This window comes from Paenibacillus sp. D9, assembly GCF_001188365.1.
Taxonomy (GTDB): Bacteria; Bacillota; Bacilli; order Paenibacillales; family Paenibacillaceae; genus Paenibacillus_O; species Paenibacillus_O humicus.
Map to the genome: position 1 here is coordinate 3,176,706 of NZ_JZEJ01000001.1, position 21,089 is coordinate 3,197,794.

General features: G+C 53.2%; 20 protein-coding genes. 2 read left to right on the forward strand and 18 right to left on the reverse strand.

Features of this window, described 5'->3' with window-relative positions; translation table 11 throughout:
* Positions 1 to 94: 94 nt before the first annotated feature.
* Positions 95 to 3,769 (reverse strand): glycosyltransferase, encoded by a 3,675-nt coding sequence (locus VE23_RS14405; RefSeq protein ID WP_049868350.1) that lies wholly within the window; start codon positions 3,767 to 3,769, stop codon positions 95 to 97.
* Between the two features lie 199 nt (positions 3,770 to 3,968).
* Between VE23_RS14405 and VE23_RS14410 the strand changes: the two genes are divergently transcribed.
* Both VE23_RS14410 and VE23_RS14415 read left to right on the forward strand, forming a co-directional pair.
* Complete coding sequence (locus tag VE23_RS14410) at positions 3,969 to 4,943, forward strand: FkbM family methyltransferase (protein ID WP_049868351.1); 975 nt, start codon at positions 3,969 to 3,971, stop codon at positions 4,941 to 4,943.
* A gap of 174 nt (positions 4,944 to 5,117) precedes the next feature.
* Positions 5,118 to 7,073, forward strand: a complete 1,956-nt coding sequence (locus tag VE23_RS14415) for a tetratricopeptide repeat-containing glycosyltransferase family 2 protein (RefSeq protein WP_049868352.1) — start codon at positions 5,118 to 5,120, stop codon at positions 7,071 to 7,073.
* Between the two features lie 31 nt (positions 7,074 to 7,104).
* On the opposite strand, the gene VE23_RS14420 is transcribed toward VE23_RS14415, so the two are convergent.
* From VE23_RS14420 to VE23_RS14500, 17 genes are all read right to left on the reverse strand, one after another.
* Positions 7,105 to 7,476, reverse strand: a complete 372-nt coding sequence (locus VE23_RS14420; RefSeq protein ID WP_127508745.1) for a hypothetical protein — start codon at positions 7,474 to 7,476, stop codon at positions 7,105 to 7,107.
* The gene (gene fliS / locus VE23_RS14425) at positions 7,431 to 7,814 is read right to left on the reverse strand and encodes a flagellar export chaperone FliS (protein WP_049868354.1); all 384 of its coding nucleotides are present in this window, start codon (positions 7,812 to 7,814) and stop codon (positions 7,431 to 7,433) included. Before fliS ends, VE23_RS14420 begins: the two co-directional genes overlap by 46 nt.
* Positions 7,815 to 7,829: 15 nt before the next feature.
* Entirely contained in the window at positions 7,830 to 9,350 is a 1,521-nt protein-coding gene (gene fliD / locus VE23_RS14430; RefSeq protein WP_049868355.1) for a flagellar filament capping protein FliD, read from the reverse strand.
* 27 nt (positions 9,351 to 9,377) lie between these two features.
* Positions 9,378 to 9,767 (reverse strand): flagellar protein FlaG, encoded by a 390-nt coding sequence (locus VE23_RS14435; RefSeq protein WP_232316950.1) that lies wholly within the window; start codon positions 9,765 to 9,767, stop codon positions 9,378 to 9,380.
* Positions 9,768 to 9,833: 66 nt separating this feature from the next.
* A complete protein-coding gene (locus tag VE23_RS14440; protein WP_049868356.1) occupies positions 9,834 to 10,910 on the reverse strand; it encodes a glycosyltransferase family 2 protein in 1,077 nt (358 codons plus the stop codon).
* 84 nt (positions 10,911 to 10,994) lie between these two features.
* Positions 10,995 to 11,762: a flagellin N-terminal helical domain-containing protein gene (locus VE23_RS14445; RefSeq protein ID WP_049868357.1), complete on the reverse strand. Its 768-nt coding sequence runs from the start codon at positions 11,760 to 11,762 to the stop codon at positions 10,995 to 10,997.
* A gap of 317 nt (positions 11,763 to 12,079) precedes the next feature.
* Positions 12,080 to 12,847, reverse strand: a complete 768-nt coding sequence (locus VE23_RS14450; RefSeq protein ID WP_049868358.1) for a flagellin N-terminal helical domain-containing protein — start codon at positions 12,845 to 12,847, stop codon at positions 12,080 to 12,082.
* Between the two features lie 116 nt (positions 12,848 to 12,963).
* Positions 12,964 to 13,209, reverse strand: coding sequence for a carbon storage regulator CsrA (csrA, locus tag VE23_RS14455; protein WP_049868359.1), 246 nt, complete (start codon positions 13,207 to 13,209; stop codon positions 12,964 to 12,966).
* Positions 13,209 to 13,661, reverse strand: coding sequence for a flagellar assembly protein FliW (gene fliW, locus VE23_RS14460; RefSeq protein ID WP_049868360.1), 453 nt, complete (start codon positions 13,659 to 13,661; stop codon positions 13,209 to 13,211). Before fliW ends, csrA begins: the two co-directional genes overlap by 1 nt.
* A gap of 374 nt (positions 13,662 to 14,035) precedes the next feature.
* On the reverse strand, positions 14,036 to 14,608 hold the full coding sequence (locus VE23_RS14465; RefSeq protein ID WP_021881534.1) for a DUF6470 family protein: 573 nt from the start codon (positions 14,606 to 14,608) through the stop codon (positions 14,036 to 14,038).
* A 1-nt stretch (position 14,609) separates the two neighbouring features.
* A complete protein-coding gene (gene flgL, locus VE23_RS14470; RefSeq protein ID WP_049868361.1) occupies positions 14,610 to 15,518 on the reverse strand; it encodes a flagellar hook-associated protein FlgL in 909 nt (302 codons plus the stop codon).
* 20 nt (positions 15,519 to 15,538) lie between these two features.
* Positions 15,539 to 17,080 (reverse strand): flagellar hook-associated protein FlgK, encoded by a 1,542-nt coding sequence (gene flgK, locus VE23_RS14475; RefSeq protein WP_049868362.1) that lies wholly within the window; start codon positions 17,078 to 17,080, stop codon positions 15,539 to 15,541.
* A 15-nt stretch (positions 17,081 to 17,095) separates the two neighbouring features.
* Positions 17,096 to 17,593 (reverse strand): flagellar protein FlgN, encoded by a 498-nt coding sequence (locus VE23_RS14480; protein ID WP_049868363.1) that lies wholly within the window; start codon positions 17,591 to 17,593, stop codon positions 17,096 to 17,098.
* A 13-nt stretch (positions 17,594 to 17,606) separates the two neighbouring features.
* A complete protein-coding gene (flgM, locus tag VE23_RS14485) occupies positions 17,607 to 17,876 on the reverse strand; it encodes a flagellar biosynthesis anti-sigma factor FlgM (protein ID WP_021881530.1) in 270 nt (89 codons plus the stop codon).
* Positions 17,877 to 18,020: 144 nt separating this feature from the next.
* Positions 18,021 to 18,434, reverse strand: a complete 414-nt coding sequence (locus tag VE23_RS14490; protein ID WP_048745994.1) for a TIGR03826 family flagellar region protein — start codon at positions 18,432 to 18,434, stop codon at positions 18,021 to 18,023.
* A gap of 245 nt (positions 18,435 to 18,679) precedes the next feature.
* Positions 18,680 to 19,633 carry a ComF family protein gene (locus VE23_RS14495; RefSeq protein WP_127508757.1) on the reverse strand — a complete coding sequence of 318 codons (954 nt, stop codon included), beginning with the start codon at positions 19,631 to 19,633 and terminating at the stop codon, positions 18,680 to 18,682.
* Positions 19,630 to 21,089 (reverse strand): helicase-related protein (locus VE23_RS14500; protein WP_157054075.1); only part of this gene is annotated, 1,460 nt, incomplete at its 5' end. The genes VE23_RS14495 and VE23_RS14500, both read right to left, overlap by 4 nt.

Sequence of the window (21,089 nt, forward strand, 5' to 3'; positions counted from 1 at the left end):
GCTCGCATCCTAATGGATTTTCTTGCATCCTGTCAAAATTCGGCTGAATTTGTCGTTAAGTTGTCTGTTAAGGACGAAAACTTTTTCTCATTATCTACTCCCTATTAAGAAATTCGTGAACCCGCTTTTCAATTCGATCGAACATCATCTGTCCAACCCGCTGTTTCGAAAACCGCTTATGAAGATCCGCTCGAGCAAAACTTCCTTTCTCTGCGGCCTCTACCCGATTCAGGAAGACATGCCGCATGAGGGCCCGCAGATGTACGACGCTCGGCTCTGCCCAGCGGTGGCCGTGATAGAACGATGGCATATCCTCGCTGACTGGATGAAAATCCTCAACGTCGATCAGATAGCTGTTCTCATCCGTCATGAATTCCAGCTGTCCGCTCCACCGGGTCCCGATCGTAGGCAACCCTAGCGCCATGGCATCCCAATAAGGCCTCCCCCATCCTTCCCCCCTGGAAGGCATGACGTACGCGTCGCATGCGCGGTACAGGCCGAGAAGCTCTTCCTCTCCCAAGTAAGAATCGATAACCTGAATATGCGGAAATGCATTGAGGCCCATCTCCCGGACGAGCGACATGATCTCCATGCTCGGGTTGCTGTCAGGCTTAAGGGATAGGTTCACCTTGAGAACGAGCGACACATTCTCGTAAGCCCCGAACTCCTGAACATAAGCTCGGATCAGCACGTCCCATCCCTTCCGCTTGCTCCAGTCAAAATTCGAAACGAACACATAATTTTTGACTTCCTTTAGAGGAAACGGTCGAATTGAGGCCTCCTCGTATCTCCGCTCATCCAGCACTTCGGGGATGACGGCCAGCTTGGTCGGATCTACTCCGGAAGCAGCGAATGTATCCCGATTGAATGCGGAAGGAACCCAGATTTCCGTTAATCCGTTCAAGTGAGGAAGCCAGCCTTCTGGTATTCGATCGGTCTCAAACATCGTTCGGCCGATGGACACCGGAGCCAGGGGAGGGAGGAAATGAAATCCAGGACCTGCCTGATAATGCACGATTCCGTTTGAATTGCGATTTTTCTGCAAGGCATTCAAATAGGTTAACTTTTCTTCTTTAAGCAGATCGGGCCGAGGGTTCTGCTCTTTTGGCTGCAGTTGTATCTTCAATGGAAGGCTTCTGAGGCAATCCAAATAGTCGACCTGTTCATTGGCGTAACCCGAAGCATCATATACGGGCGATTGCCACAAGACTTCATAGGGTCTTTTACACGCTACTAATCCATAGGCCTGTTCGCTCTTCGCATCGAAGCCAAGCGTAACCGTCATCCCCGCCGATGCCAGAATGGATTGCATAAGCGTTTTAGGATAAGGGCGTACATGCTCGATCCTCTCCCAGAACATATTGGCGGATTTTTGCGCCTCCACGTCATAGCTGAGAATGATCATTTTGCCTGATGAGCTCAAGGATCCGGCGCAAAGGGAGAGCAGCTCGATCCACTCATGGGGCAGGATGCGTTCCGCCACCTTGCCGAGGTAGATCCCGTCCACCTTCAGTCCCTGCTCGTTTCTGAACTCGTTGAGCGACAGCCGTGTGACGGCAATGCCTCCAACCGTCCGTGTTTTCTTTCCCCGATTCGAGAAGGATTCCGATGCCGACAATAGGGGGGGATCAAGAACCAGAACATGGTCGCCTTCGTTGAAATAAGTTTTTAAGCATTCATTCTGAAAAGCTTCCGGCTGTCCCTCGTTTTCATCCGCTGCAGACACAGGCCGACTCTCAGGCATGTCGTCGCCATGATTGCAGTAATAGTTTCGAAGAGATTCCATCTCTCTCTCCGCTTCCTCTATCCATTCCCTGATGAGGACTTTGTCCGCCGCCCTGCCGGTTGTCTCCGTCATTGAGAGAGCTTCCCTGAAATAGTGGACGGCCTGATGCAGATCTTTCTTTGTAAAGTATGCACGCCCCAAATGCTTCAATGAGGCGAAACGGAGGAACGCAGGCTGCTCTCCCTCCTGAAAATGCTTGACAGCAAGCCTTAAGTTCTGAATGGACTCTTCGATCCGATCCAGCTTAAGCATGATAATTCCGGTCAAATAGTTCCGGACCGATACGGCCTTATGATAAGTGGCAAGGAAGGCCGAATCCAGAATGTACTGCAAATCTTCATCTGAGAGCAATTGAATTTCATCAAGCTGGATTTCATTGTTGATAAGAGCGAGAGCGAAGTCCTCTTGATCCGGACCTCCGGGATTTGTTTCATCCACACTTCCTCGATGGCTTGACTCAAGCAGCATTGTCTCTGCATAAGCAAGACTTTCCGCTGCGGTAGGATGATTTTCGTTGCACACCAGAGCGTTCCTGAAAGCTTCCGCCGCCTTGGAAAAACTGGCGGCTTCGGAATAGCAAACACCCAGCAGGTTCCAGATGTCAGACTGGAGCTCTGCAGTCTCGTTCTTCATGATCCCCGTTATCCATTGAAGTTGTTGTCTCGCCGATTGAATGCTCCCCATCCGGAACAAGACAACGGCAAGGTTGTAGCGAATATCCAATCTATGCGGATAATGATCCAGAATCGCTCTGAAAATCGTTTCCGCTTTCGGATCGTTTCCTTGCTTATAGAATTCGAATGCTACACTCGACTCTTCTTCAATGATGTCGGATTTCGCTCTTGTCCGTCCTTGCCCTTCTTCGATTACTCTTTCGATTTCGGCTTCGACCGTATCGGCGGTCGCATCCCAGGTGAAGGCTTGCCTAATGAAGCTGGATGCATTGGCTCCCAATTCCCGCAGCCGCTCCGGATCCTGATAGGCCGACCTCATTTTCTGGCGGAGGTCTTCGACATGAATCTCGATTACCCAAGGAAAATCAATGCTTGCGCTAACCCCAAGCTTCATTTGCAATTCCCTTTTTTCGAAGCTCGGAACCAAAATAGCCGTCTCTTCATCGCAGAAATCCATGCTGGCTCCGCGATCAGGAACGATGGGCGGAATGCCGCAAGCCATCGCCTCCGCAATCGGCAGTCCAAAACCTTCCCCCCGGTAAGGATGAACAAGGCAATCCGCCGATCGATACAATTCCGCCATCTGGCTTGGAGTCAAGTCATCCGTTATATAGACGATTTCAGGATAAAGATCATTAGTTTGTATTTTTTGAATAGCTTCCTCATTTGTTTGCCCTTGATAGGATGTTTTTTGGCCATTGTCCTTGATGACCAGCACAACATCATCCTCAGGGCTGAATTCTTGGATATAGGCCTGGAGCAGAGTATCGATTCCCTTACGGTAAATCGTTCCTCCTACAAACAGGAAAACGAATTTCTTCTTGGTCGGAAGAGGATATCGGGAGCCCGAAGGACAATAGAGCGAAGGATCCACTCCAAGTGGAATGACTTTGATTTTTTCAGCCGGAATGCCGCATTTCACATAACAATCTTTTGTATGGCTGGTGTACACCCAAATCTCATCCGTATGATACTTGAACGGAATATACCAATCCCTCGGTATGGCTCCGAATTCCCAAGGCTGCATGACTATCCATTTCTCGCTGTTCGGGCGCTTAAAGTCAGGGGGCCATTGATGTGCGATCGCAATGGAAGACTCGTCTCCTTGCCAAGTCCTCTCTTGAATCTTTTTATATTCAGGAACGATTTCGCTTTGATTGACTTTGTCCATATACGAGAAAGAAACGAGTTCTCGGCGCTCTGCGAGACGGCTTCCAATTTCTCTATTTACATGCGCAAGACTCGCTTGTTCAAACTGCGGCCCGATCCAAGTAACGCTGCTGACCGGCTTATTCTCTTTGGCATTCATCTGCAGGACTCCTTTATGACTATCCGTTGACTTTAATATCGACATCGACTGTTCCAATATCAATATAAAATCCAAAGAAAGACGTCAAAGCCGCTAACGGATTCCCTTCTATATACCGAGTAAACTACTAGAATACAACTTTTCTTCTCTGCAAATTGCTTCATCCTGCACGAACAGAAAACAACGGATGGTGATCCCAATGAAGCCGATGAACGCCCCCAGCGTCCCGGAACCCAACTCACAGCTCCTTGAGCTGGAGCAAAAAATCGAGAGCATTCGGAGTGAAAACAGGCAGCTTGCCGAAAAAATCTCTCAAGTCGAGCTGCAGCAGGAAGAGGCCTGCACTGCTGCTCAACAGCAACAAACCATCTTACAACAATACATCCACCATCTGGTCGAGCTTACCGAGGAGAGTCTCCAGCAAAAACAGGAGCTGCTCATTCTCGCCGACAAGCTTGACCAGTTGGGACGAAACAACTCTCCTGCACAAGCTCCTGCTGCGTCTCCATATGTGCAAGAAACGTACTCTCAATCCGGAGAAGACAGCATCATCCTCTATATTTTGCAGATGCTTAACATTTCAATCGGGGACGCAACCTATGTAGATCTGGGAGCGAATCATGCCAAATTCCTGAGCAATACTTATGCCTTGTACTCAAGGGGAGCAGCCGGCATACTGGTGGAAGCCAATCCATCCCTTATTCCAGAGCTCGAATCCGAGAGGACCCGAGATCTGATTTTGAACCGCTGCGTGGATGTACAATCAGGCCGGATCCAGGATTTTTACATCTTGAATTCGGACGGACTTTGTACGACCAGCTACGAGTCAGCTATGGAATTCTGTGAAAAAAATCCCTACCTGTCCATTGTTGATCATATTAAAGTTCCTACTATTTCTTACAATGATCTCGTCAATCAGTACCTTCATGCTCCGCCAGCTTTGCTGTCCATTGATCTCGAAGGCAAGGATATGGAGATTCTGCAATCCATCGATTTTGAGACCAAACGCCCCGTCATTATTGTCATTGAAATGATTGATTACGAAATCAGGCTTGCTCATCGAACGAAAAACGAAACCATTGTCCGCTTCATGGATCAGCAAGGATATGACGAGTATGCTTTCACCGGCATCAATTCCATCTTCGTCGACCGCGACCGCCTACGTTTGAGATAATCGGTGACGGCGACAGGAATTTCTGCCTGACACCCTTTCGTCTCTCCGGAGAATGGAAGGGTGTTTCCTTTCCGTTCGGAAGAGCAGTAACTGTAACTGTGGATAGGATCTATTGTAATAACGATTGAAATCCGATATACAACTAAGGCAAATCAAGAATATAGGAGAATGAATATGCTTCTTTCCTTGTGCATGATCGTCAAGAACGAACAGGATGTGCTGGAGCGCTGCCTGGAAAGCGTCAAGAGCGCCGTAGATGAAATCATCGTCATTGATACGGGGTCCACGGATCGCACAAAAGCGATCGCTTTGTCCTACCAGGCCCAAGTTCATGAGTTTACTTGGGGTAATGATTTTTCCGCGGCTCGCAATGAAGGCGTTAGAAGAGCAGCAGGCAAGTGGATTCTTGTCATGGATGCGGACGAATATTTTGCCGCCGGAGATGCAGAGAAGCTTAGACAGTTTCTGGAATCGGCCGAGCCTTCCTCCCATCATATTTTTTCTATTAATGTCATTAACTTCGTAGGCAAATCCATGGAACAGGCCGTCATCACTTCGGGAGAGATCCCCCGCCTGTTTCCGAACGGATTCGGAATCGAATATTACCGTCCCATCCATGAGCAGCTCCGCTCTCCATCGGGAGAGCTGCTGTCTTCATTAGCCCCCGTTTCCCTCTTCCATACCGGATACTTGGAGGAAATGGTAAACAGCAAATCCAAGCTGAACCGAAATGCCAGCATCTTCAAGGAACTAAAGGAAAAGCAAGGCTTCACCGCCTATGATTACTACACGCTTGGCAATGAATTTGCCGTAGGCAAGGATATTCAAAAAGCGGTTTATTATTATGAACGAGCCCTCAAGAAACAAAATAAAAATATAAACTCTTCCTGGTACCCCCATTGCGTCATCTCGCTTATCCACAGTTATTTGCTACAGCATCGGTTGCTTGATGCATGGAAGCTCACGGAGGATAAACTTAGTGCATGGAAGGATTACCCGGAATATGCATTCTATAAGGCAACCATTCTTCATCATCTCGGTTTTATGCAAGAAGCCGAGAAAACATATGTAGCGACCATTGAAACGGCCGCTTTAAAATCCAAGGAATCGCAGGTTTTTTGGCTCGAAAGCGCTGAATTCGCATCAACCATTCCTATGCGCAAATTAAGTTCTATCTATGAATGGCAAAAAAAATGGTCCGAGGCCGTTCATTATCTAACCAAGCTTCTCATGCAGGACTTATACGATTACAGCGCTCTGAGAGCCCTGCTCAAAATCATGACAAGATTCGATACCACTGAAGCGACCATAGAGCTCTTGGACAAGCTTTATGAGCCAGGCAACAGCAAACACCGCTACATATTGTTCCGGTCGGCTCTGGCCAATCATGCCGCAGAGCTGAGCAGGCATTATTATGAATCTATAGCAGGTGATCTGGCTTTGTCCCATGAAGACATGCTGGAATACTTCTTCCTCATTAAAGATAAATCCGGATATGCACAGACAGCAGCTCTCATTCCATCCGGCTTCATTCATGAGCGAATGGCAAGAATCCACGCCTTGGCTGATCATGCATGGGGGTTGTCACTAGCTCTTCCCTTGTCTCTTGATGATTCGGAGGAACAGAATCAAGCCGCCCATCGGATCGAGGCCATTCGTTCCTATCTTCGGGGAGAAACCGAACCAGAAGACGTGACGCTGGAAAACTTCGGTCCCCTGCTCGACTTGTTGAAGGACAGCTTCAATTTCCGCGAGTTCGCTATTTATGACCAGCTGATCAACCGCTATTCCCATGATTTCGTCATCCAGCAAATGGCCGACTACATGTTTGTCCAAGAGCAGACCGAGATCGCCTTGAACTACTACAGCCTTCTTCTGGAGCAGAATGCTTTGAATGGAAAAAATATGGAGAACCTCGCCATTCACCATCTTCATCAAAATTTAGTGGAAAACGGTCTGGCATTCCTTGAAGAAGCCATTCGAGAGCTGCCCGGGCAAATTTATCTTTATGTGCTTTATCTCAAGCATGCCAGCGAGCCGCTGAAAAAAGAAGAATACCGTCAGAAGCTGCTGGCTCAATTCCCAGGCGCTCGCAAGCTCCCTATCTTCACCGATCTATTGGCCCGATAAAAAAGGATTGCCTGCATGCAGCAGGCAATCCTTAATTTCTTTTATCGATGAAATAGCTTCCTTGCACACTTGTTTGTTCATAGGCGTTTTTCTGGAATCTGGACTGATTTATTTTCAGGAGGGCCATCGAAGCCTCTTCTTTCAGCTCGACCATTCTGGAGAGGATCTGCCCGTCAAAAGAGAGCAAGACTTGAATCCTGCTCCTGTCTTTTTCCGTCAATTCTCCGTCTTGGATTCCATTCAGGACTTCTTCCCTCAGATCCACGAGCTCTTCCAGCTGCTCATATTCGACCTTGTACAGCTGCTGAGCCAGCTGCTCCGTGTATTCCTGCAAATATTTAAGCCTGCTCTCGACACTCATGCCTGCTGCTGAAGAGGCATGTTGCCCGCCACTTTCTTCCATGACTCTCGCAATTCGTTCAAGTGCGCGACAACTTCTTCCGCTTGCTTCGGATTCTTGCCGATATTGGCTTGAATCAGTTGATGAAGCATGTATTCGTAGATGTTGACCAACTGGCTCGAAATCGGGTAATCGAAATTCAAAGATGCGATCAGCTCATGCAGAATCGCCTCTGCTTTGCAAAAGCAATTGTTGGCGAGTTCATAGTTGCGCTGCTCGACTCCCATGATTCCCTGCTTGGTAAAGCGAATGGCCCCATCATAGAGCATGAGGACAAGCTGAATCGGCGTAGCGGTCTGGGCTGATAATTGCTGATATTTCTGGTAGGGAGACTGTATCACACCAGGTCACTCCTTTTATTGGCTTCCAAAGGCTCCCGACTGGGAACTGTAGCGGTTGATCGCCGTTTCCATCGCGGTAAATTGTTTGTAATATCGGTTTTCCTTGTTCGTCAGCAATCGGTTCATATCGCTGATTCGGGTATCGAGAGTCCGAAGCTGTTCGCCCAGCATCGAATTGGCCATGAAGGTTCCATTTTTGTCCGTGCTGTATGACGAGGTTCCCGCCTTTTCCGTCAACTGCTGGAGAGATTTCATGACCGTGCTGCTCAACCGTTCGAAAATTCCCCATTTGGGATCGACGGATTTGGACAGCTTGTTGGGATCGGTATCCGGCAAAGGACTGGGATCCTTGCTGGTAAACAAAGCTATGACCTGCTCCGGATTTTTTTCGATTGCGGCTCTAAGCTGCTGCTCGTCTTGTATTTTGAGCTTGCCGTACTCCGACCATTGTCCGGTCACGATGCCGAGGGATTGAACCGTTTTAATGGCATTGTCGCCCGTTCCGGTCGTTACGGTAGATACAAGCGCGGTCCTCATGTCCGTAACCATGGAACTCAGGATGGAATCGTTTTTGAGCAAGCCGCTCTTGGCTTTGGATTCCCAGAGAGTGACTTCGCTCTCTTTCATGTCCGCCTTTTGCTCCTCTGTCAGAGGGGAATAAGTCCGGTACCGTTGTTCATTTAGCTTGGTATTGACCTGATCGAGCAGCGAGTTGTAGTCGCTTATGAATGACTTGATCGTATTGACGATGGAGTCGGTGTCCAGCTTCGAGGACACGGTGCTCGCACCGGCGCTTCCCGTCTCCGCCTTCAATTGAAGGTTGAACCCGTTTACGCTGACATAGTTGCTCGCTGATTTCATGGAGATGCCGTTAACCGTGTATGTTGCGTCCAAGCCATCCACAGGCGGTTGGGCGCTGCCCGCTTTCAATAAGCTTGGCGCATTGATAGACAGCTCGTTTTTGCCGGTCGCATTGCTCCGGATGGACAGCTCCCCTCCGGATCCGATCATGAGCGTCGCATTCAATTCTTTATTGGAATTGATTCGAGCCACGACATCGCTGACGAGCTCTTCCGGCTGAAAAGTGAACTTATACTCTTTCCCGCCGGATGTGATGCTGATTTCGTTGCTAGTGGAACCGGAAATATTCAATCCGCTCATTTTCGTATCCGCCTTGACGGAAGCCGCCCCTGTCTGCGCCAAAAGAGAAGCAGATGTAGCCAGGTTTTGAACCGTCACGCTTAAGGAGCCGGACGCTCCGCTGCTGGTGGACGTTACGGACACGGCAGCTGTATTGCCCGTCACCTCGGAGACTTTGGCGCTGAGAGAATTCAGCGTATTGTACTTGGAGAGCTTATTGTTTCGGAAATCCACCAGAGAGGTGCTGATATCCCGGTACTGCTCCTGCTGCCATGTAATAGACGTCTGGCTTTGCTTGAGCTTGTCGAGCTTGGCTCGCTCCGCCTTCATCATCTGCTTTACCATCGCATCGATATCGAGTCCGGAATTGAATCCGGATATGCGCATGCTGGTCATGATTGATTCCCCCTCTGACGGCTAGGTTTAGATTCGGTGGTCGACCAGCAGTCCGGCTACTTCCATCAGCTTGGCCGCGACATCCAATGTTTTTTCGGGAGGAACTTCCCGGATAATCTCATTCGTTTCTTTATTGATGACTTTGATCATGATGGCGTTCGTTTCCTTGTGGACAGAAAATTCCACGGTCGTGTGAGGACCCTCCATCGCTTTGATGGCCCGGTCCACCGCCTTGATCTTCTGCTCATCGGAGATGCTCGGGTGGGCGCCTCTAAGCTCTGCGAGCCTGAGCGCGTCTGTCGTATTGATGACTTGGGTCTTGCTGATTCCGGGTCTTGCAGCCTCTGCCGGCATGGCCGGAACCGATGGCAGCTGCTTGGTGTTCATGGACGAAAGATTGGATACGTTCATGGACATCGACGTTCCCTCCGATTGTTTGACTATAGTTTTTATCGGTTTAATCGCAAGAAGTTGTGAGAGTTTTCACTGGCTCAGGCCATCGAGTCTCGCTTGCGCCTTTTTATTGCCATGACGGGCGCTCTCGCGGTAGGCCTCCGCAGCTTTATCGGCTTGTCCCGACAATTCATAATATAAGCCCAGGTTGAACTGCGCCGCATCCGTACCTGTCCCCTTGACGCTGTCATAACGATCGCTGTCGCCTATGGCTATTGCCGTCAAGTAGGAATGTTCGATTTTGGGCAGCAGGTGCGCACGAGTGGAAGGCTCCGCCATAATGTAGTCCATATAAAAAATTCCGCATGCAAAGTAATAATCGGGAAATTGGCTCGTGTATTCATGGGACTGATTGACCAATTCCATTCCCCGGTCCAAGTCTCCAAGACCTATAAGGGCGTACAAATAATGCACCACTACATTTGGAGCATACGGTTCCCGGCCATGAAGCCGTCCCAGCGACTCCTCCAAATATCGGGATGCCTCAGCATAATTTTTAATGCCGTAATACTCCTTGCCCAATTGATAAGCATAATAGGATTTGCTTGTGCCCTCCGCTTCATATTCCATGAGCAGCAGGGGGATGTTTCTTGTCGATTTATCCGTCCCTTTGTATCCGTCATGGTTTACGAGAAGAGGAATGTTGCGGCGGGGCGCATCGGATTGGGCCTGCTCATGAATTCTGCCGGCATATCGAACGTCTCCGGGAAGCAGTCTGGACACCCAGCCGCCGGCTTGGCTGTTATCCCCTTCGCCATTCACAAAATCGCTGTCAATTCGGATGCGGCCTATCTGCCCGTTATTCTCCATGAATAATCTGATCTCTTCCCAATCTGCAGATATCACGTACTCATCCGCATCCAGAATCAAATTCCATTCGGCAGACGACCGGGCCAGCGCGTAGTTCCGGGCTTCCGCAAAATGGTCTCTCCAATGGAAATCGAAAACCTCCGCTCCGAAGACCTGCGCGATCTGCTTGGTTCGGTCCGTCGAGCCGGTATCTACGATAATGATCTCATCGACATGAGAGCGAATGCTTTCCAGACAGCGGCCCAGCGTTGCCTCCCCGTTCTTGACGATCATAACCAATGCCAACTGCTTTTTCATGCCATTCCATTCCTCGCTCTATAAAAATAAAAGGACCTTAGATGAAATCCAAGGTCCTCGGGTAATGCGGTCCATAAGAAAAGATTAACGGAGCAGGGACAGGACGCCTTGCGGAGCCGAGTTGGCTTGAGCCAGCATCGATTGCGAAGCTTGGAGGAGAATGTTGTTCTTCGTGAGAGCAACCATTTCCTTCGCCATGTCCGTATCGCGGATGCGGGACTCGGAAGCCGTCAGGTTTTCCGTCGTCGTGCCCAAGTTGTTGGACGTGTATTCCAGACGGTTTTGAACCGCACCCAGCTTGCCGCGTTCCGTTGCTACCGCGGAGATAGCATCGTTGATGCTCGCGAGCGTAGAACTGGAATTCAGAGCGTTGAAGCTGCCCGTCGTCACGGAGGAAATCGTGATCAGCGTGCCTTTGTCGTCCGTAACGATGCCGGCGCCGGCAGTGATGCTCTTGCCGTTGAACGTCGTGTTCGTCAGGATGTTGCTGATTTGGGAAGACAGAGCCGTCATTTCTTCGCCGATGTTGTCCGTGTCAGCGGATTGGTACGTGCCGTTGTCTTTTTGGATCTTCAGCTCTTTCATGCGCGTCAGCATGGCGGAAACTTCGTTCAGAGCGCCCTCAGCCGTTTGCACGAAGGAGATGCCGTCTTGCGTGTTGCGTTGAGCTTGCTCGAGGCCGCGGATCTGGCCGCGCATGTTCTCGGAAATGGAGAGGCCGGCAGCGTCGTCGGCAGCGCGGTTGATGCGCAGGCCGGAGGAGAGCTTCTCCATGTTTTTGCTGGCAGCCGTTTGGTTCAGGCCCATGTTGCGGTGCGTATTGACTGCGGAAATATTGTGGTTGATAATCATGATTCATTTCCTCCCTGAGTATAAAGAATATCCCACATCCTTGTGGTAAAGCAGTTATCAGGTCGGCCGCCCTTTAACTGCTCTAAAGAATATATCGGGGAGAAAACTACTATTTTTTATAGCTTTTTGGATAAATTCAACGCTTAAATCTACATTTTCAAGCCATACATAGAAACGGAGCGCTGAGCCGATTCGCGTGACGATCGCGATCAATGCCAACCCGTTTTTCTCAAGCCGTTCCATTCCTCGATCTATAAAAACAAAAGGACCTTGGATGAAATCCAAGGTCCTCGGGTAATGCGGTCCATAAGAAAAGATTAACGGAGCAGGGACAGTACGCCTTGCGGAGCCGAGTTGGCTTGAGCCAGCATCGATTGCGAAGCTTGGAGGAGAATGTTGTTCTTCGTGAGAGCAACCATTTCCTTCGCCATGTCCGTATCGCGGATGCGGGACTCGGAAGCCGTCAGGTTTTCCGTCGTCGTGCCCAAGTTGTTGGACGTGTATTCCAGACGGTTTTGAACCGCACCCAGCTTGCCGCGTTCCGTTGCTACCGCGGAGATAGCATCGTTGATGCTCGCGAGCGTGGAACCGGAAGTCAGACCGCTGAAGCTGGTCGTCGTCACGGAGGAAATCGTGATCAGCGTGCCTTTGTCATCCGTAACGATGCCGGCGCCGGCAGTGATGCTCTTGCCGTTGAACGTCGTGTTCGTCAGGATGTTGCTGATTTGGGAAGACAGGGCGGTCATTTCTTCGCCGATGTTGTCCTTGTCAGCGGTTTGGTACGTGCCGTTTTCCTTTTGGATGTTCAGCTCTTTCATGCGCGTCAGCATGGCGGAAACTTCGTTCAGAGCGCCCTCAGCCGTTTGCACGAAGGAGATGCCGTCTTGCGTGTTGCGTTGAGCTTGCTCGAGGCCGCGGATCTGGCCGCGCATGTTCTCGGAAATGGAAAGGCCGGCAGCGTCGTCGGCAGCGCGGTTGATGCGCAGGCCGGAGGAGAGCTTCTCCATGTTTTTGCTGGCAGCCGTTTGGTTCAGGCCCATGTTGCGGTGCGTGTTGACCGCGGAAATATTGTGGTTGATAATCATGATTCATTTCCTCCCTGAGTATAAAGAATGTCCCACATCCTTGTGGTAAAGCAGTTATCAGGTCGGCCGCCCTTTAACTGCTCTAAAGAATATATCGGGGAGGAACATAGATTTGTTTATAGCTTTTTAGATAAATTTAAAGCTTGAATCTGATTTTTCAAGTCATCCATAGAAACGGATCGCTGAACGGATTCACGGTTGGAATCCTCGATCGCGACGTAGAGCTCTTTTCTAAGAATGGTGACGTCCTTGGGGGCGGAAATGCCGAGCCGGATCCCGTCGGCGGTCACTTCCAGGACGCTGAGCTCGATGTCATGGCCGATCAGAATGGACTCGCCCTTTTTGCGGCTGAGTACGAGCATCAGGCTTCTCCCTCCGTTCCAGCGGTTGTGACGGGAGCTTGCAGACCATGTCGAGTCGTATACCCCGTCCCCTCCAAAATGATCTGAACTCCCTTGCGGGCGGCTGCGTTCAAGATTACGGGAGCCACCAGGTTGATCGTGGCCTTTTCCAGCGAACCTTGAATACTCACAATATTCAGCACTCGAACATCCTCAATAACTGAGATTGCCAGCTCCTGCTCCGTCTGCTCGGGAAGATTGAACTCGTAATCCGGATAAAAGGAAAAGGGATCGACCGCGACGAAAGCAAGGCTGCCTTCCTCGATGGATTGCAAATAGTAGAACGGGCTGTCCTCCACATCGATCAATGTATAGCTTTTATAGTTTTCGAAACCTGGAATGCCATGAGGGAATGTATACACCTCGTGATCCCGGAACTCCAATTGCCCGAAACGGGTCGTTTCTATCAGCATTTCAATCACTCCCAATAGTCGGCTTGATCTGTGGAAAAGAAGAAGAGGAAAAGAAGTTCTAAAAGATCAAGATCAGAAAGCCAAGATCAGAAATTATAAATTAACAATCAGAAATTCAAGATCAGAAAGCAAGATCATCAGAAATCCAAGACCAGAAATCAAAAAATCAAAAATCAGAGATCAATAATCAAGGATCAATAACCAGGGATAAAAGATCAATAACAAGACAAGAAAATTAAAGATTAGAAGTTAATCATCAAGAAAAAGAAAGAGCAACAAAATCGTTATTCCGATTTTATCGCTCTTTTGCAATCGTTGGCAAAGGTTATTTGGGTCAGAGTGCCCGAAGTCCTTTTAACTCGTCCAGCCAAGCTTCAAGCCATCAGCTCCACTTGCGGGGGAGGAATGATGGTGACCGTCGGATATTGAGCCACCGTAACGTTCACCTTGGCAGGCTGGTAGTCCACTTCAGGCTTATGTGTCTGGACGTCGATGTTGACCTTCCAAGGCTGGATTTCGATATCCGGCGGCCTGACGTCGATCTGAATCCGGGTGTTGAAGATGGACGCCTCTCCGTACACCGGAAGAGGGCTTCTCTCCCGGAATGCTTCCGCAGCCGCCATATCCGGAATCGGGTTCTCCTTTGCGGATAAGTCCGATACCTGCCGCCACTTCTGAATCGTCCGAATCAAATGCTGCTGAGCATATTGGCCCGACTGGGAATAGATGCGCTGCGTGAACGCCTCCGGCTTGCCGCCGGTAATGGCGTTCCAGGTGTCCGTCTGATCGATGCTGAGCACAGGCCGATAGGATTGAGCTTCCATCGGAGGCCTGGACGTCTCGATCTGGACGTCTGCTCTCCGCTGCCGGATATCGACCTGCGCGCGCTGGCTCTGGATATCGAGCTTGATCGGCTGCTGCTGGATTTGGATCTGCGGCAGCCGCATCCTAGTTCAGGAAGTTGACGAGAGAAGGCATGATGATCTTGGCGCCGACCGATAGGGAAGCCTGATACACGTTCTGGCTGACGGTGGAATCCAGGAACAGCTTCTCGACGTCGGCATCCTCGGTTTTGGACTGGAGGGCCGTCAGGCTGATGTTCATATCCTTCAGCCGGTTGTCCATCAGCTCCGCCCGATTCGTCCGGGCGCCGTTCTCCGCGCGTGCCGAAATGATTTTGTTCATCCGGGTTTTGATGGTATCGAGCTCGCCGCCGATGGCGCCGTAGTTCGAGGTCGAAAGCGCGGCTGAAAGACGGTCGAAAACGGAAAAGACGTTGTCCGTCGTGCCGGCTGCGTCTGCGGCTCCAAATACGTCGGAGGCTTTCAGGTTCACGTTGAGCGTGATCGATTCGCTGATCGCATAGGTCACGTCTCCGCCGTCGGCGGCGATTCCCTTGGCGTCCGCTCCGGCCGGGAAAGGCTTTTGATCGAAGCACTGGCCGCCGAAGACGTATTTGCCGTTGAAGCTGCTGTTGGCGATATCCGTCATCTGGTTTTTGAGCTCGGCGATTTCCTTGTTGATGGCGTCGAGCGAGTCTTGCGTGTTCGTCCCTGTCGATGCCTGGGTGGCAAGACTGGTCACGCGCTGCAGAATCTGCGTCGCCTGATCGAGCTGGGTGTCGTTGAAGTCCAGCCAGGATTGGGCGGAGGCGACATTGCTCTGATACTGGGCATTGCCCGCCAGATCGCTGCGGTAGCGAAGCCCGTAGGTGATTCCGTTGGGATCGTCGGAAGCCTTGTTGATTTTGCGGCCGGTGGATATCTGGTCCTGCTGCGTAGACATTTTGCTCAGGTTCGTATTCAGGTTGCTCATCAGCTGGGCATGCATCATGCCCTGGGTCACTCTAAGCGCCATAACCGTTCATCTCCTTAACGTCAGCGGCCGACCTGTCCGGTGCCGTTGATCAGCTTCTCGAGCAGCTCGTCCATCGCGGTCATGAAGCGGGCGGCTGCGTTGTATGCATTTTGGAATTTGATCATGTCCGACATTTCCTCATCGGTGGAAACGCCGCTGACGGATTGCCTGCTGCTGTCCGCCTGATCGACCATCGCCGTTGAATTGCTGTACTTCCGCTGCGCTTCCTGGGATTGGACGCCGAGCAGGCCGACGATGGAATTGTAATAGCTGCCGACCGTCGCCGAGGATACGGAGCCTCCGGAAGAGGTCAAATCGATCGTGAACGCCTTGTCCTTGGCCTCGCCCATCAGCAGCGCCAGCGTATTGTTGCCTTTGACGACGGTGGTGACGCCAGCCGCGTCCGTGGAAGTGCGCATGGAGCTGGCGATCTTGTTCGGATCGGAATTGATGGCGGGATTCAGCCTGATGCTGGCTGCCGTAATGCCTGTCGCTCCGCCGGCCGTATCGAAGGTAAAGAAATCAAGCCCTGCCGTCGCAGGATCCTCCAGCGTATACCCCAGCTTGTGCAAGCCGTTGATTCCTTTGACGGTCATGATCGTATCGTCCGCCAGAGGGACGGTCGTTCCCGGCAGGACGGAGCCCTTCGGTACAGTGACCTGGAATTCCCCGTTGGCCAGCGTATTCGCCAAAACGTCCAGCTGCGTCTGCAGCCCTTTGACGTTGGCGTCGCGCGCCTTGAACGTGCCGAAAATCTCGCCGCCCTGGAGATCGCCCGCTTGATAGGAAGCCTCCAGCCCCGCTCCGGTAAGCACCGAGCTGACGGTTCCCGCAACGAGGTTGGCGCCGCCCATGGCGATGGAATACCCATCGGCCGTCTCGGTCACGTTGACGTTGACCAGCTTGGAGAGCTGGTCGGTGAGCAGATCCCGCTTGTCCCGCAGGTCGTTGGCTTGGTCGCCCATGCCTTCCATGCGCTTGATCTGGCCGTTCAAATCTGCGATCGAGGACAGGATGGAAGTCGCCTGCTGGGCCTTCGTATCCGCGCTGTTCGTCAGATCCCCGCTGAGATCGGTCAGCTGCTTGCTCAGCTGGTTGAACGAGTCGGTCAGCGCGATCGCATTTTGCTTGACGATCTGGCGATTCGTGATGTTGCCCGGATCCTTGCTGAGATCGGACCAGGAGGACCAGAACTTCTCGACCAGAGTACGCAGTCCCGTGTCGGACGGTTCGTTGACGATCTTCTCCAGCTTGTCCAGCGTCTCCGCCTGGATCTGCCAGCTGCCCTGGGCCTGGGTTTCGCCCCGGAATTGATCATCCAGGAAGCTCGTGCGCAGACGGGTGATCGTGGAAGCCTCGACACCGGTGCCGCGCTGTCCGGCAGCGGTCGAATGAAAGAATCCGAACGGCTCCATCGGCGTCGCCGCCGACATGTTCACGCGCTGGCGCGTATAACCTGCCGTATTGGCGTTGGATATGTTGTGGCCTACCGTGTTGAGAGCCGTCTGCTGCGTGAACAGGCTTCTCTTGGCCGTTTCGATTCCGTGAAAAGTGGAAGCCATTAGGGCTGTCCTCCTCTAGCCTTTTCTGTCGAACATGCCTGCCTTGGCGTAACCGCCCGGGCCTGCCTGCGGATGGATATAGGTATAGTCGTCGTGAGGCTGGTCGCTGGCAAGCTCAAGGGAAAACTCGATGAATTCAAGCGACTGCCGCAAAAGCTGCTGGTTATGCTCATTCTTCATTCTCAGCCGCTCCAGCTTGCCGCTCAGCTCCTGCTGGATCTCCGTCAGCTTCTGCTTGTCCTCCGGCTGGCTGACCGTCCGGATCAGGTCGGCGAGCTTGCCGCTGCGAAGCCGGAGCTGCAGCTTGGAAAAATGGATGTTCACCTGCGTCGTCCTGCGCTCCTCCAGCTCGCCGGCCGTTTTCACCAGCTTGCGTTCTTTCATCAGGAGCGCATTCAGGGCATCCAGATCCCCCTTTACGAGCGCGGGGGTCTTTTGGTCGGCGAGCTCGATCATCTGAGAATAAAGAGCATCCTGCTGCTCCAGCGTATCGATAATCGCTTCTATCGGCATGATGCTTCGCTCCTCAAGAATTCAAATGATCCCATAGCTTGTCGGCAATCTTGCGGGCGTCTACGCGGTAATTGCCGGAAGCCACTTCGTTCTTCAGCTCCTGGATGCGCTGCTTGCGCTCGGCGCTTTCCGGCTGGCGGCTGGCTAGCATTTCCTTGGCCTCCTCGGAAATTTCCACTTGGTCGGTCTTGCGGGGACGGGCGCTTTCCTGCACCCGGTTCTCGGCGCCTGTCTTCTGATAAGCGCTGACAGGAAGGATCCTGCCGGTTTCATTTATTTTCATTGCCATTCACCTCGTTATTGGGCTTTCTGATCGGCCTTGGCTTCTACACGTATTATCGGCCTGCCCAAAAGCTTTCTGAATAGAGCGGTCGGACTAATTGTCAAGTCCTATATTTATCGTATAAACAAGAATTTCATCCCGTACTCAAGTACGATCTTTGCCTATATTCTTGCTCTGATAGGCCCTTAAGGCCGATGTGCTGCGGAGCGCTTCCTCTTCAGCCGACTTCATTCGACGCACGTCGTTCTTGAGGCGGGCCCGGCAGGACTCGCACATATGGTCTTCGCGGATCAAAATTCCGCAGGATTCGCATGGATAACTCAAATTAGGAGAATCGATTAGCGAAATACGGCCTTCCTTGATGAACTTCGTGATCTGCCGGATGCTGACGCCGGTCATGTCGGACAGCTCGTTGATGGCCGTGCCCCGGTTCTTGCGGAGATAGTCGGAGCAGAGCTCGTATTCGCGATCGATTTCCCGAATGCACTGAGGGCAGACATCGCGGAAGTTTTTGGCGAACAGCCTGCCGCAGCGCGGGCAATTGTCGAGATTGTTCATCGGATGGGCCAAGCCCCTTTCATGATACCAGACTGTGTAGTTCTATTATCGGCGGAGAGAGCGTCACATTGGAGTCCAGGATGGCAGGAATGTATTGGGAATTGCATGAGGAACCCTTGTATAGAGAATGCAGAGGCCGAAAAGACCTGGGAACGTTCCGCAGGCAGACGCTGAAGACATGCCAAACAGCTCCGCCGCCTCTTGAGGGCGGGGAGCGATTGCACAAAAAAAGAAATAGGACGCTCTCAAGCCCGCGCCCAAGCAAGGGAACGGATATCGAGCGGCACAGGCGAAGCTGCATGCAGCGCGTTGGCGCAGCCGTCCAGCGTCCCTCCCGTCGTATAAATATCATCCACGATGAGAAGGCTCAGCGGCGCGACGGAAGAGGGCGAAGCGCCCGGGTACGAAGCTCGGTTTAGAGCGGCTGCCTGCAGAAGCGTCTCCGCTTCCGCTGAGGCAGAGAACAAGGACTCGGAAGCTTGCAGTCGCTCGCTCCGGGATTTGGAGCTCATCTTCCCACGTTCCTCCCGCCGCCGGAGCAGGTCTGCTACGGGCAAGCCGACATGCAGGCCGAGCCGATGCGCCAGCCGCTCCGCCTGATTGAACCCCCGCTCGCGCAGACGTTCCGGGCTGACCGGCACATACGCAATCAAATCAAATGCCGGGCGTGAGAGGCCTTGGCCCGCCCTCATGCCGAGGGCATCCGAGGCCAGCTGCTCATAAGCGGGCAGCAGCATGGCGCCGAGCAGGGGGAGCAGCGCCTCGTCTCCTTTGTATTTATATCTCGCGAGAAGCTCCTTCATGAAAGAATCATAGCGGACGGAGCTCCGGTTGCGGAGCAGCCCCCCGTTAGTCCGTCTCCGGCAATCCCCGCACTGTTCCGGGCGTCCGCACACCGGACAGGCCGTCTTTCGGATCCAGGGAATGCCTGCCTTGCATGGCCGGCATAGGGAATCCTGCCAGCCTCTCGGAAATGCATCCGGAGGCAGGGAGCTCGTCGCATAGATGCCCTGGGAATTGGGGACTCCCGGCCGGTATGGCTTGCCGCACATGATGCAGCGCGCCGGTGCCGGCGAGAGAAGGTCCAGAAGACGGCGCAGCAGCGGGGCTGAAAAGGACGGCTTCTCTCCTCCCGGCAGGAATGGACCTGTTCTCCCTGCGGTCCCGGCCGCGGGACGGTCGTGCTTGGCCATCATCATCGGCCCCCCCGCTCCGGCTGGCAGGCCGAGTCGGGCCCTCCGAGCGCTCCGCCGCCGGCCAGCCGGTTCATGGCATGGATTTGACGGATAGCGCCCGCCTGAGATCCCGTGTATTCCGGCGCCGCGAAGTATACCCTTCCTCCGGGGTCATCCGACGATCTGCCCGCTCTGCCTGCGATCTGCACCAGCGATGCTTCTCCGAAAATGCGGTCATTGGCGTCCAGGACGAAAACGTCGCTCTTAGGAACCGTCACTCCCCTCTCGAGAATAGTCGTGGTGACCAGCAGCCGGATGCCACGTTCGCGGAAGCGCAGCACCTTGTCGCCGCGTTCGGGATCTTGGGAATGGGTGCCCGCCACCTCCGTGCCGGGAAACCAGGCGGCCAGACGGGCAGCCAAGGGCTCCACCTGCCGGATTCGGCTGACGAATACGAAAATCTGGGCATCCCTCGCCAGAGAAATCCGGATCGCCTTCGCCAGGCTGCGGGGGAGGCTCCCCGCTTCGATCAGACGCGCTGCCGGCGGGCAGGCGAGACGCTGGGGAACCGGCAGCGCATGGCCATGGTAGCGGACCGGTACTTTGGCATGCGGCAGCCGGCCGCTTCGGGCGAGCCGCCGCAGATTCCTGCCGGGAGTCGCCGTCAGCAGGATGACCGGCGCCCCGCGGCGGCAGACGGCGGCGGCGGCGCGGGCCAGCAGCGGATCGCCCGCATAAGGAAAGGCATCGATCTCGTCCACGACAACCAGATCGAAAGCTTCCCGGAAGCGGAGCAGCTGATGCGTCGTCGCCAGCGTAATGCAGCCGCTCTCCCATCGCTGGCAGCTTCCTCCATAGAGAGCGACGACCTGATGATTCGGGAAGGCGCTTCGGACGCGGGGCTCCAGCTCCAGGACGACATCCCGGCGCGGCGCCGCCACCAGCACCCGGCCTCCTCTGGAGAGCACCGACTCCAGCAGCGGAAACACCATCTCCGTCTTGCCTGCTCCGGTCACCGCCCAGATCAGGAATGCGGGAAGAGGAGAAGCCGGCCTGAACAGGCGGGAACGGAAAGCTCCGCCCAAATCGAACAATAGAGCTTGAACCTTTGCCACCACGGAACTCCCTCGGCCTCGCTCGGCATATGCCTGTTCCGCCGCTGCCGAATCGTCCGAGCGAGTGTCCAGAGGGACAGCATTCATGACGGATGGCCGGGACAAAGCCGCTGCAGGCACTGCGGAATGGTCCGAGCCGGGCTGAGCCGGCCGCTCGATGAACTGCAGCGCGGCTGCGGCTGCGGCGCTCTGCGCGGGGCTCAGCCGCCAGCGCCGCAGCCTGTCCGCCGCCGGCGGCAATGTCTGCGGCGGGGCGGGAGCTGCCGCCCGCCGGCTATGCTGCGGCATGCCCAGCACGAGCAGCCCGCATTCGCGGCTGCGGCCCATGGCGAGGCATGCCTCGCAGTAGGCGCAGCTGCGGCGCC

Coding starts and splice junctions, on each gene's coding strand:
- flgK (WP_049868362.1), bottom strand. CDS start 17,080: ATGGCTTCCACTTTTCACGGAATCGAAACGGCCAAGAGAAGCCTGTTC.
- VE23_RS14410 (WP_049868351.1), top strand. CDS start 3,969: ATGAAGCCGATGAACGCCCCCAGCGTCCCGGAACCCAACTCACAGCTC.
- VE23_RS14465 (WP_021881534.1), bottom strand. CDS start 14,608: ATGCGGCTGCCGCAGATCCAAATCCAGCAGCAGCCGATCAAGCTCGAT.
- VE23_RS14435 (WP_232316950.1), bottom strand. CDS start 9,767: ATGTCCATGAACGTATCCAATCTTTCGTCCATGAACACCAAGCAGCTG.
- fliD (WP_049868355.1), bottom strand. CDS start 9,350: ATGACCAGCATGCGCATATCCGGATTCAATTCCGGACTCGATATCGAT.
- VE23_RS14405 (WP_049868350.1), bottom strand. CDS start 3,769: ATGAATGCCAAAGAGAATAAGCCGGTCAGCAGCGTTACTTGGATCGGG.
- fliW (WP_049868360.1), bottom strand. CDS start 13,661: ATGCTGATAGAAACGACCCGTTTCGGGCAATTGGAGTTCCGGGATCAC.
- VE23_RS14415 (WP_049868352.1), top strand. CDS start 5,118: ATGCTTCTTTCCTTGTGCATGATCGTCAAGAACGAACAGGATGTGCTG.
- VE23_RS14440 (WP_049868356.1), bottom strand. CDS start 10,910: ATGAAAAAGCAGTTGGCATTGGTTATGATCGTCAAGAACGGGGAGGCA.
- VE23_RS14420 (WP_127508745.1), bottom strand. CDS start 7,476: ATGGAAGAAAGTGGCGGGCAACATGCCTCTTCAGCAGCAGGCATGAGT.
- flgM (WP_021881530.1), bottom strand. CDS start 17,876: ATGAAAATAAATGAAACCGGCAGGATCCTTCCTGTCAGCGCTTATCAG.
- flgL (WP_049868361.1), bottom strand. CDS start 15,518: ATGGCGCTTAGAGTGACCCAGGGCATGATGCATGCCCAGCTGATGAGC.
- VE23_RS14495 (WP_127508757.1), bottom strand. CDS start 19,633: ATGATGATGGCCAAGCACGACCGTCCCGCGGCCGGGACCGCAGGGAGA.
- csrA (WP_049868359.1), bottom strand. CDS start 13,209: ATGCTCGTACTCAGCCGCAAAAAGGGCGAGTCCATTCTGATCGGCCAT.
- VE23_RS14480 (WP_049868363.1), bottom strand. CDS start 17,593: ATGCCGATAGAAGCGATTATCGATACGCTGGAGCAGCAGGATGCTCTT.
- VE23_RS14450 (WP_049868358.1), bottom strand. CDS start 12,847: ATGATTATCAACCACAATATTTCCGCGGTCAACACGCACCGCAACATG.
- VE23_RS14490 (WP_048745994.1), bottom strand. CDS start 18,434: ATGAACAATCTCGACAATTGCCCGCGCTGCGGCAGGCTGTTCGCCAAA.
- VE23_RS14445 (WP_049868357.1), bottom strand. CDS start 11,762: ATGATTATCAACCACAATATTTCCGCAGTCAATACGCACCGCAACATG.